Origin of the sequence: Brevibacterium epidermidis NBRC 14811 (assembly GCF_001570805.1) — a bacterium.
Classification (GTDB): Bacteria; Actinomycetota; Actinomycetes; order Actinomycetales; family Brevibacteriaceae; genus Brevibacterium; species Brevibacterium epidermidis.
Map to the genome: position 1 here is coordinate 263,528 of NZ_BCSJ01000018.1, position 11,764 is coordinate 275,291.

General features: G+C 64.9%; 8 protein-coding genes. 7 read left to right on the top strand and 1 reads right to left on the bottom strand.

From position 1 onward, the window contains the following. Positions 1-95: 95 nt before the first annotated feature. The 5 genes from BEP01S_RS15715 (at position 96) to BEP01S_RS15735 (ending at position 5,328) form a co-directional block, all read left to right on the top strand. Positions 96-851 carry a peptidylprolyl isomerase gene (locus BEP01S_RS15715; RefSeq protein ID WP_083532768.1) on the top strand — a complete coding sequence of 252 codons (756 nt, stop codon included), beginning with the start codon at positions 96-98 and terminating at the stop codon, positions 849-851. A gap of 200 nt (positions 852-1,051) precedes the next feature. Continuing rightward, complete coding sequence (locus BEP01S_RS15720; protein ID WP_373277915.1) at positions 1,052-2,488, top strand: MFS transporter; 1,437 nt, start codon at positions 1,052-1,054, stop codon at positions 2,486-2,488. A gap of 241 nt (positions 2,489-2,729) precedes the next feature. Next, entirely contained in the window at positions 2,730-3,527 is a 798-nt protein-coding gene (locus tag BEP01S_RS15725; protein WP_062245166.1) for a transporter substrate-binding domain-containing protein, read from the top strand. 230 nt (positions 3,528-3,757) lie between these two features. After that, complete coding sequence (locus BEP01S_RS15730; protein ID WP_039208192.1) at positions 3,758-4,552, top strand: amino acid ABC transporter permease; 795 nt, start codon at positions 3,758-3,760, stop codon at positions 4,550-4,552. Next, the gene (locus BEP01S_RS15735) at positions 4,552-5,328 is read left to right on the top strand and encodes an amino acid ABC transporter ATP-binding protein (protein ID WP_062245169.1); all 777 of its coding nucleotides are present in this window, start codon (positions 4,552-4,554) and stop codon (positions 5,326-5,328) included. The genes BEP01S_RS15730 and BEP01S_RS15735 overlap by 1 nt, the downstream gene beginning before the upstream one ends. Positions 5,329-5,398: 70 nt before the next feature. On the opposite strand, the gene BEP01S_RS15740 is transcribed toward BEP01S_RS15735, so the two are convergent. After that, a complete protein-coding gene (locus BEP01S_RS15740) occupies positions 5,399-8,221 on the bottom strand; it encodes an aminotransferase class I/II-fold pyridoxal phosphate-dependent enzyme (RefSeq protein WP_062245173.1) in 2,823 nt (940 codons plus the stop codon). Positions 8,222-8,409: 188 nt separating this feature from the next. Here BEP01S_RS15740 and BEP01S_RS15745 point away from each other — a divergent pair, with 188 nt between their 5' ends. Further along, positions 8,410-10,131 carry a thiamine pyrophosphate-dependent enzyme gene (locus tag BEP01S_RS15745; protein ID WP_062245177.1) on the top strand — a complete coding sequence of 574 codons (1,722 nt, stop codon included), beginning with the start codon at positions 8,410-8,412 and terminating at the stop codon, positions 10,129-10,131. A 42-nt stretch (positions 10,132-10,173) separates the two neighbouring features. Continuing rightward, positions 10,174-11,764, top strand: a 1,591-nt coding sequence (locus tag BEP01S_RS15750; RefSeq protein WP_062245180.1) for an amidohydrolase, incomplete at its 3' end; no start/stop codon positions are given.

The window sequence follows — 11,764 nt, forward strand, 5'->3', positions numbered from 1 at the left end:
GCAGAGAAACGGGTTGAGTGTCGAGACACGCGTGTGCACGCCCGTGTCTCGACGCTGGACCCGTTTCTCGCTGAAAGTGCCGATACGATGAACGCATGGATCACCTCGCGCAGAGTCGCTCTCATGCCCTAACCCGCCACTCTGATGAATCGACCCGTCGCCCGAAGTCGGCCCTTCTGCTGACCCTCGCTGCTTTCGCCGTCCTCGCTCTTCTGCTGCTGAGCGGATGCGGTTCGTCTGATTCCGAGGGGGATTCCGCAGAAGGTTCCGGAGAATCTGACTCCTCGGCCGCGGCGGGAACGTGCTCATACCCCGCCGATTCGCAGTCCGCGGCGAAGGACGTCGAAGCACCCGCAGAGGAACCGGAGGCCAAGGGCACCATCACGGCCACCATCGCGACCTCGGCAGGCGACCTGGCCGCCACCCTGGACGCCGATCGCACCCCGTGCACCGTCAACAGCTTCCTGTCGCTGGCGAAGCAGAAGTACTTCGACGACACCGAGTGCCACCGCCTGACCACCGAGGGCATCTTCGTCCTCCAGTGCGGTGACCCCACGGGCACAGGCACAGGCGGTCCCGGCTACTCGTTCGCCGATGAGCTCGACGGCTCCGAGACCTACCCGGCGGGCACTCTGGCCATGGCGAACTCCGGTCCCGACACGAACGGCTCCCAGTTCTTCGTCGTCTACGACGACAGCTCACTGCCGCCGGACTACACCGTGTTCGGACAGCTCGACGAGAAGAGCACGAAGACCGTCGCCGACCTCGCGGCCAAGGGCACGGACAACGGTGCCGGCGACGGCGCGCCCAAGGAGAAGGTGACGATCACCGAGGTGACTGCGAAGAGCTGACCGCCCATCCGAGTTGCCCAGAACACTCCGACCACCAAGTAATCCCAGTTGGTGAGACTCGGAAATCACGTTTTGTGAGACGAGCGTACTGTCGATTCGTCGCCGTCGACGCTGTGCCTGTCACAGCGCCGACGGCCTTTTCCATTGGCACGGACCACCCGCCCGTGCCTGCACTCACGAAACAGCGGAGCACCACCACCATGTCCACCGAAACACAGCCGGAGAATCCCTCCTCGGCACCCGGAGTCGACGACGACGCGATCGCAGCGACTCGGAAGAACAACACCCGCGGCAAGGTCCTGACCGCCTCGATGGTCGGCACCACGATCGAATTCTTCGATTTCTACGCCTACGCCACGGCCTCCTCATTGGTCTTCCCGGCCCTCTTCTTCCCCAATCAGACATCGACGACTCAGCTGCTGAGCTCGTTCGCGATCTTCGGCGTCGCCTTCGTCGCCCGCCCCCTCGGCTCGATCATCTTCGGCCACTTCGGTGACCGCATCGGCCGGAAGAAGACGCTCATCGCTTCCCTGCTCATCATGGGCATCGGCACCTTCCTCATCGGACTCCTGCCGACGGCAAGCACCCCGGGCTGGGTCGTTCTCGCTCCGCTGTTCCTCGTCCTCCTGCGCTTCTGCCAGGGAGTCGGCCTCGGCGGCGAATGGTCGGGCGCGGCGCTGCTGGCCACCGAGAATGCCCCGAAGGGCAAGCGCGCCATCTGGGGTACTTTCCCGCAGCTCGGCGCGCCCGTCGGCTTCATCATCGCGAACCTGCTCTTCGTCGCCCTCGGCACCTGGACCTCCCCCGAAGCGTTCCTCGCCTGGGGCTGGCGCATTCCGTTCCTGCTCTCGGCCCTGCTCGTGGCCGTCGGCCTCTATGTCCGCATGTCACTCATGGAGACCCCGGCGTTCCAGCTCGTCGCGCAGAAGCAGCAGATCTCGAAGGCCCCGCTCGGACGGGTCTTCGCCACGAGCTGGAAACCGCTCATCCTCGGCACGTTCATCATGCTCGCGACCTACGTGATCTTCTACTTCATGACCGCGTTCACCCTCACCTACGGCACCTCACCGGCAACCCCTGAGCAGGCCCAGACCGCCGCCGAGGCGGCAGGGAAGACCTTCGATCCCGCAGGTTTCGTCGCCGGGCTGGGGTACTCGAAGAACGAGTTCCTCACCTACCTCATCATCGGGGTCGTCTTCTTCGGCATCTTCACCGTCGTCTCCGGACCTCTGGCTGAGAAGCTGGGTCGTCGGAAGATGCTCCTGGGCGTGACCGTGCTCATCGCCGCCTACGGACTCGTCGTCAACACCCTTTTCAATGCAGGGACGCCGGGCGTCATCATCGGACTCATCGTCGGCTTCATCCTCATGGGCCTGACCTTCGGACCGATGGCCGCCTACCTGCCGGAGCTCTTCCCCGCCAATGTCCGCTATACGGGTTCGGCGATCTCCTACAACATGTCCAGCGTCATCGGAGCCGGTCCCGCACCGTTCGCCATGGTCGCACTGTGGCAGGCCGAAGGCGGGTCGATCTTCTACTGCGGTCTCTACATCATCGCCGCGGCGATCGTCACGATCATCGCACTGTGGCTGGCAAAGGACACCTCTGACCTCGACATGGAGGATCAGCTCAGCTGAGCCTGCCGAGCCAAGCTCGCTCCACGGCCCGAGGGCCCGACCAACGACTTCGCTGGTCGGGCTTCTCTGCATTCATGGCCACGATGTTGACTACGATTTCGTCACAACCGCCTCGGCGATCATCGAAGCGACATGAATGTGACTCAGTTCACGGTAGGATTCCTCTCAGACATTGCCCAGACACGGATGCCTGGGCATTCCGTTTGCGTGACGAGGCCGTCACCGATCCCCTGGAGGAACCATGAAACGACGCCCGAGCCTGGCCATTGTGGCCGCCGGCGCCATGCTCGCCCTGTCCGCCTGCGGCGGCGGAGGCGATTCCGAACCTGCAGCGACTGCCGAGGGCGGAGTCCCCCTCGTCAAGGAAGGCAAGCTGACCACCTGCACACACCTGTCCTACCAGCCGTTCCAGTTCGAGAAGGACGGCGAGGTCGTCGGATTCGACGTCGACATCGTCGATGCCGTCGCAAAGAAGCTCGGCGTCGAACAGGAGATCATCAACACCTCGTTCGAGACGATCACCTCGGGCGCGGAATTCAACCAGAACAAGTGCGATGTCGCGGCCGCCGCGACGACGATCACGCCTGAACGAGAGGAAGCCACGGACTTCTCCGAGCCATACTTCGATGCGAACCAGGCGATTCTGACGAAGGCCGACAAGAAGGCGAAGGACGAGAAGGCGCTCAAGGGCTTCAAGATCGCAGCCCAGGCCGGCACCACGGGTCTCGATTACGCCAACGAACACTTCAAGGATTCCGAGGTCATCACCTACGAAGATCTGCCGCTCTCGCTCGAAGCGCTCAAGACCGGTCAGGTCGATGCCGTCATCAACGACAACGGCGTGCTCTACAACTACAACACCGAGAACAAGGGCTTCGCTGTCGGCTTCGATATCAAGACCGATGAGCACTACGGCATCTCGATGAAGAAGGGCAACAGCGAGATGAAGAAGGCCGTGGACGACACGATCAAGGAGATCAAGGACAACGGCGAGTACGACAAGATCTACAAGAAGTGGTTCGGCGACGCTCCGAAGTGATCGACCGCGAATGGGCGGCCCGCTGCGATTCGTCGTCGCAGCTGGCCGCCCGTTCGGCTGAGTTCGACCGACCTGCCTGAGTCTTCTCCGTCTCTCACGGCACGCATTCCGGCGGGCACCCCCGCCACAGCTTTTTTCGAAGGACAACCATGTCAGTTCACACAGCGAACGAGGACGGCCGCCAGACCGGCCCCGCCGTCCCGGCCGCCTCCGCCACCCCGAAAGCCAGGATGAGCAAACGCCAGAAGGCGAAGCTCTCCCGCGGCATCCAATACGCCATCCTCATCGTCATCGCGGCCCTCATCGCGATCTTCGCCGACTGGCCGACACTCATCGACTCGTTCGGCCGCGTCGACATCGCCGCTGGCATGTTCCCCGACGTCATCACGATGGCTCTGAAGAACACCGTGGTCTACACGTTCCTCGGCTTCGCACTCGGCCTCGTCATCGCCCTGTTCGTCGCACTCATGCGCCTGTCCTCTGTCGGCGTCTACCGCTGGCTGGCGACGATCTACATCGAGTTCTTCCGCGGCCTGCCCGCCCTCGTCGTCTTCCTCGTCCTGGGCTTCGGAATGCCCGTCGCCTTCCCCGGATTCAACCTGCCGCAGCTCGTCATCATCATGATCGCCCTCGGCCTCGTGTCTTCGGCATATATGGCCGAGACGATCCGCGCCGGCATCCAAGCCGTGCCGAAGGGTCAGATCGAGGCCGCACGGTCGTTGGGCATGTCATCATCGCGCGCGATGTTCACAATCGTCCTGCCGCAGGCGATGCGCATCATCCTGCCTCCCCTGACCAACGAGCTCATCCTGCTCGCGAAGGACTCCTCACTGGCCTATATCCTCGGCTCCTCGGTCGACGGCCGCGAGCTCGCCGCACTCGGCCGCGCCGAGATCGTCAACACCGCGAACCTCACCCCGTTCATCGTCATCGCGCTGTGCTATCTCATCATCACGATCCCGCTGTCGTACCTGTCACGGGTGTTGGAGAAGAAGTACGGTTCCGCAGATTCTGGAGTGAAATGATGACCACCACAGCACAAGCCGCGACCCAGACACCGATCATCGCGATCCGCAACCTGCAGAAGAGCTTCGGGACGAACCAGGTCCTCACCGATATCAACCTCGACGTCGACAAGGGCGAGGTCGTCTGCGTCATCGGGCCCTCTGGCTCGGGCAAATCGACGATGCTTCGATGCATCAACACCCTCGAGACGCCGACCGGCGGGTCGATCGTCGTCGACGGCATGGACATGACCGATCTCGACCTCGACATCGATGCAGCCCGGACCCGCATCGGCATGGTCTTCCAGTCGTTCAACCTCTTCGGCCACCTCACGGTGCGCGAGAACCTCACGGTCGCTCAGACCAAGGTGCTGAAACGGTCGAAGGCCGAAGCCAACAAGGTCGCTGAAGAAAACCTCGCGAAGGTCGGCCTGTCGGAGAAGATGGAGGCGAAGCCCGGCTCGCTGTCCGGCGGGCAGCAGCAGCGCGTGGCAATCGCCCGAGCACTGAGCATGGATCCCGACGTCATGCTCTTCGACGAGCCCACCTCGGCGCTCGACCCCGAGACCGTCGGTGATGTCCTCCAGGTCATGCGCAACCTTGCCGAGGCGGGGATGACGATGGTCGTGGTCACCCACGAGATGGAGTTCGCCCGTCAGGTCGCCGACCGCGTGGTCTTCATGGACGGCGGAGTTGTCGTCGAGGAGGGCCCGGCGAAGGATGTCATCGGCAATCCACAGGAGCAGCGGACGAAGGACTTCCTCTCCCGCGTGCTCAATCCCGGCCAGCTGGGATAGTCACCGCGTCGCCGACAGCTGAGCGCCCCAACTCACCTCTGCAGGTGTGTTGGGGCGCTCAGTCGTTCGCTCAGTTCCCCAGGACCTCTTTGAGGATGACGCGGTAGCCCAGGTGCGGGTCATAGCCGTGGATCTCACGGGTGTCGAGTGCGGACATGAAGTCGAGCACCTCGACGGTGATGATCTGTCCGGGCACGAGCACCGGGAACCCGGGCGGGTACGGGGTGACGAAGCCGGCAGAGACCGGCTGTTCCCCGTTCTCGACGCGGCGTCTCAGCTCATGCGGCAGCACGTGCTCGATGTTCTGGCGACGCAGACCCGCATAGTAGGCGGTGCGCAGGTCGCCGTCGGGCAGCTGCTTCGATGGGTCGTCGGCGGGCACCTCGGCGGCGTAGTCGGGGGCGAACGCGCTGAAGTCCGGCAGCGGCGGCATCACTGCCGCCGGCTCGGTCAGCGCATCCTCGTTGCGCAGCTCATGCGGGTCGTTGAACATTCCTGCGAGCTTGACGAGCACCTCGATGAGGTAGGCGACGGCCGAGCGTGAGGTGCCGATGTTCGTCATGAACAGCACTGTGTTCCGGCTCGTCTTGTTCACCTGGATGCCGTAACGGTCCATGAGGTGTTCGTGTTTGAACGTGTCCCCGTCGACTCCCGTGCCCGAGATCTCGACGGTGATTCGGCTGGGATCGACGACGAATTCGTCGCGGACCCAGGCGTCCCACATCGTCGAGAGCCCATCGCGCAGCGGCATCGTCCGATCCGTGACTCGGTATTCCTCCGGGATGAGGTCGGCGGCGGTGAGCACCTTGAACGTCTTCTTCAGCAGCGGGTGACGCGCGATCGCCGACGACAGGCTCATCGCCAGGTCGAGCTGCTTCTGCACGAGTGCGAAGCCCTCCATCTCCACCTGCCTGCGACCGAGGTCGAGGGAGGCGAGGATCTGGTAGTTCGGCGACGTCGAGGTGTGGGTCATGTACGCCTCGTGGAAGGCCTCCTCGGCGCCGGTGGAGAACTCCTGATCAAAGACGTGGATCATCGACCCCTGGCGCAGCGCGGTCAGCGTCTTATGCGTCGACTGGGTCGCGTACACGCGGATCGTCGCGTCAGGCGGCGGCAGCAGGTCCTCCTCCAGCCACACCGAATCGGGGGCCGGGGCACCGGTCGCGGGATCGAACAGGCGCTTCTGCTGCTCGCGGTACGCCGCTGCGTGGGCGTTGGTGGCGAGGTTCTCCTCGAGGGTCTCTGCGGCGACCATGGCGGTGCGTTTGCGGGTGACCGGGTGGAACCGGGCGAAGGCGAACCAGGCTTCGTCCCAGAGGAAGACGAGGTCGGGTTTGATCGCCAGGCATTCGGACATGACCTTGTAGGGGTCGTAGACGATGCCGTCGAAGGTGCAGTTGGTCAGGGTGATCATCCGCACCTCGTCGAGGCGGCCGGCGGCCCGATAGTCGAGCAGCAGCTGCTTGATCCGGCTCAGCGGCACCGCGCCGTAGAAGGCCACATCGTTGAGCGGGTACGCCTCGAGGTAGGCAGTGCGGGCACCGGTGAGCATGAGCGCATGGTGGTGGGATTTGTGGCAGTTGCGGTCGACCATGACGACTTCGTCGGGTGAGACGACGGCCTGGTGGACGATCTTGTTCGCCGTCGACGTGCCGTTCGTGACGAAGTACGTGCGCTTGGCGCCGAAGGCCCGCGCAGCCAGCAGCTGTGCCTTCTTCAGCGTGTGCACCGGAGCCAGCAGGGAATCGAGTTCGCCGGAGGTGGCACTGGATTCGGCCAGCAGCAGGTTGAGTCCGTAGAAGTCGACGAAGTCCCCGATCCACTTCGAACCGACGACGGAGCCGCCGCGAGAGACGGGCAGTGCGTGGAAGACTCCGGCCGGGCGGCGGGCATGCTCACGGATCGCGTCGAAGAACGGGGTGTCGTAGAGGTGCTGGATGCGGCGCAGCAGAGACAGGTGGAGTTCGAACTGGTCCTCGCGGCGGAAGACGCGGCGGAACCGGTGGGTCAGGGCACCGGCGAGGCTTTCGATATGCGCACCGGCCATGAGGTAGAGGTCGAGCTCGGGGCGCAGGTTCGCCAGAGTATCGGCCAAACGCAGCACACGACGCACCGAGTTGAGCGGGCTCATCGGCGCCGTCGGCGATTCCTTCGTCGAAGTGTGTGCGAATTCGATGGAATCGCGCAGGTCACGGCTGAGCACCTCGCGGGTGTTGTCGGTGAATCCGGGGCGGATGACGCAGGCGAGCAGATTCGGGTTCGTCAGGGCCGCGGCCACCGCATCGTCGGCGGTGGGCACGATGACGTAGTCGTAGATGAACTGGTCGGAGGCGTTGCGGAGCTTGAGCAGATCCGTATGCAGCTCATCGCGGCCGCCCTCGGTGGTCTCGTCGACGATGAGGACCTCGAAGCGGGGACGGGTGTCCTGTCGGTCCTTGAGTTCGGCGCGCTCATCCTCGGTGAGGTCGTCTTCACCGGTGTCGGGCACGGTGGTTCCGCGCAGCCGATTGACCGCACGTGTGATCATGTCGTGGGCCCGATCGAACTCGCCGTTCGAGAGCAGGTCGGTGATCTCCTCGACATAGCGCTGACCGAAACCACCCCAGTAGAGCTCGATCGTCTTCAGCGAGCGCAGCGAGCGCCACACTTCACCGTCTTCGGCGATCATCGAGAAGTCGCCGCCGCTGACGGCCAGCCGTTTGATCGCGAACTTCAGATACTCCCACGAATCCGAACGCAGCCGCCACGTGCTCGCCGGCATTCCCGGATCCCGTTCGAGCTGCGCCCGGCGCGGCGTCGAGGGGGCTCCGACGCGACCGTGCCTGCGGCCGCCGCCGAGGTCGGTGGGCTCAAACTCCTGCGCCGTTGCCTGGTCGGAGTCGATTCCGGTCATGCGAGAGCCTCCTGGCTGTCAGTCTCAGTCCCCACCCCGGTCCGGTGTGGATTTCCTGCTCACGGGCTCAGCCGGCGGACCGTACTGATTCCGTTGTTGCACGATCATACGACCTCACAGTTTCGAATGGGCAGGGTGGTGGGCAGTTGAGACAACCACAGGAGGCGAAATGATGATAAGCATGGGGTATGGACACCTCCGCGTCTCTTTCTGCAGGTCATCTCATCGTCGAGGAACTCGAAAAACACGGAGTCACTCGCACCTATCTGGTTCCCGGCGAGTCGTATCTCGACGTCATCGACGGACTCCGCGATTCGGCTATCACCCCGATCGTCTGCCGCCAGGAGGGCGGGGCCGCATATATGGCCGTCGCCGAGGGGCGGATGACCGGAGTGCCCGGCATCGCCATGGTCACGCGTGGTCCCGGTGCGGCGAACGTCAAGGTCGGAGTCCACACCGCCTACCAGGATGCGACCCCGCTCGTCGTCTTCGTCGGCCTCATCCCCACCGATCATCGCGGCCGCGAATCCTTCCAGGAATTCGATCTGGACGGCTGGTTCTCCTCGACCGCGAAGAAGGTGCTCACCCTCGATGACCCCGATAAGGCCGCCGAGGTGGTCGTCGACGCCATGCACACCGCCGCGACCGGGCGGCCCGGTCCCGTCATCGTCGGTCTGCCCGAAGAGGTCCTCGTCCGCCCGAGTTCGGGAACGGTGCTGCCCCCTCGCGTGCACGGTTCGGCCTCACCGTATGCCGGGGACGTCACGGAGCTGCGCGCCCGCATCACCGCCGCCGACCGTCCCGTGCTCATCATCGGCGGCGAGGACTGGTCGCCGTCGACCTCACGGCGCATCGCCCAGTGGTCACGCGACCGCGGCCTCGGAGTGCTCGGCACCTTCCGTGCCTATGACGGCATCGACCACGACAGTCCGAACTTCCTCGGCATCTTGGGCTACGGTGCTTCCCCCGTCGCGAAGAGGGTCTTCGCCGAGGCGGACCTGCACATCTTCCTAGGCTGTGTTCGCACGGACGTGGCCACCGATGGATTCAGCAACGGCGTCGACCAGCGCACCGTCGTCATCGGCCCCGATGCCGATGCGCACGGTCACTTCGGTCGGCTCGACCAGCACATCGTGACCTCGGTCGGCCGGTTCGCCCAGTCCCTGTTCACCGAGGAGGGAACCCGCACGTATTCGGTGTCCTCCGACGGCTCGATCGACGAACCGCCGCTTGGTGATGCCCTGTCCGAGGCGGCCGGGGAGGCCGTGCCGCTGCCGGCTTGGGTCGCCGAGGCCCGGGCCGAGCTCGAGGCGTGGCGGAAACCGCAGGTGAGCACGTCAGGGTCGGCCGCCTCGGCGGGGTTCGTCGACATGGACGAAGCATTCGTCCATGTTAAGGACCTGCTGCCGACGGACGCGATCATCACTTACGGGGCGGGGAACTTCTCCGGCTGGGCGACTCGGTTCCTGCCCACGCACGGGTTCCCCTCGGCGCTGGGCCCGCGCAACGGATCCATGGGATTCGGGCTGCCGGCCGCGGTCGCCGCCGCGCTCGTCCATCCGGAACGATCCGTGTTCTGCATCGCCGGCGACGGGGACTTCCTCATGAACGGGCAGGAGATGGCCACGGCCGTCCAGTACGGCGCCGATATCACCGTGGTGCTCAACGACAATTCGGTCTATGGCACGATCCGCGGCCATCAGGACCGCGAATACCCGGGCCGGGCCACCGCCACGGCGCTGCAGAACCCGGACTTCGCTGCGATGGCCACGGCTTTCGGCGGACTCGGAATCCGCGTCGAACGCACCGAAGACTTCCGCGATGCCTTCGAACGGGCGCTGGAACACAAGGGGCTCTCGCTCGTCCACTGCATCACGGATCCGGCCGTGCGCGGGGCGCGCCTGCCGTGAACTCTCGGGGCGAGGTCAAGCGAATCTGATTAAGGTGGCCATATGAGAATCGACGCGATCTTCACCGACCTGGACGCTCATACTCTTGATCCAACGCGCCCGCGGGCGCAGAAGATCGGGGTGTGGGGCAACCGGATCATCGGCTTCGACGAGGAGCTCGACGGCATCGAGGCCGATCGGGTCGAATCCTTGCGCGGGGCGACGGTGCTGCCGGGCTTCAACGACGTCCACTGCCACACCACGTGGTTCGGTCTCACTTTGGCCTCGGTCGATGTCACGGCGCTGCCAGGCGGTCTGCCGGATGTGTACGCGGCGCTCGAGAAGGCCGCGGCGACGACTCCGTCCGGGGAATGGATCGAGGCCACGGGGTATGCCCACCGTGACTATGACGGGCAGTATCCGGATCTGGCGCGTCTCGACGAGATCACCGGAGACCGTCCCTTGTTCATGCGGCAGACGTCCGGCCACGCCGCGATCGCCAATACCGAGGCGATGCGTCGGGCGGGGATCCTTGACCCCGGTTTCGAGGAGCCGGTCGGCGGGAAGGTCGTGCGTGACGCGGCCGGACATCCCACGGGTCTGATCGAAGAGACCGCGCAGACTCTGGTGCAGGACCTCATCCGTCCGTATTCGCTCGACACCGTCGTCGACGCCCTCGATCTGGCGACGGCCTACTACGCGAAGGAAGGAATCACGTCCTTCGGCGAATGCGGAATCGCCTATGGCTGGATCGGCCACTCCCCCATCGAGATCAGCGGCTATCTGCGCGCCCGGGAGGAGGGCAAGCTGCGGGCCCGGGCTCAGCTCATGCCGCAGGCCGATGGTCTGCACCCGATCGCGGCGAACTCCGCCGACGGGTTCGGCATCGGTCTGGATGCGGGACTGCGCACCGGCCTCGGCGATGATCTCATCTCGATCGGGCCCGTGAAGTTCTTCATGGACGGTGCACTATCCGGCGAGACCGCGGCGCTGCGGGAGAACTATGCGGGCAAGGACCACCCCGGCTATCTGCAAGACGACGCGGAGGTGCTGCGTCAGCAGATCCTCGACACCTATGCCTCCGGCTGGTCGTTGGCCGTGCATGCCATCGGCGATGCCGCCGTGGATGCCGCGATCGCCAATATCGTGGAGGCCCAGAAGCGCTATGGCCGTCGGGCGGTGCCCAACCGGATCGAGCATGCCGCTCTGGTCCATGACGAGCATCTGGCGACTCTGGCCGAGCACGGAATCGTCGTCACTCCGCAGGCGGCGTTCGCCGACGGCATCGGCGACGGGATGAACGCTTCGCTCGGACCGGACCGCCGGCATCTGATCTACCGGGCGAAGTCGTTCGTCGATGCGGGTGTGCCGATGGCCGGCAGCTCTGACCGTCCGTGCGCCGACGGCAATGTGCTGCGCGGAATCGAAGCGTATGTCACCCGCATGACCCGCGACGGGGACGTCATGGGTTCGGCCTCCGAATGCCTGAGCGTCGATGAGGCGATCGCTGCCTACACGGTCGAGGCCGCGAAAGCCTCGGGTCAGGGTGCGGACAAGGGGACGCTGACCCGCGGCAAGCTCGCCGACTTCGTCGCCTTGGAGACCCACCCGGGCAACGTCGAGCCGGACGAGATCGCAAAGATCCCCGTCAGGG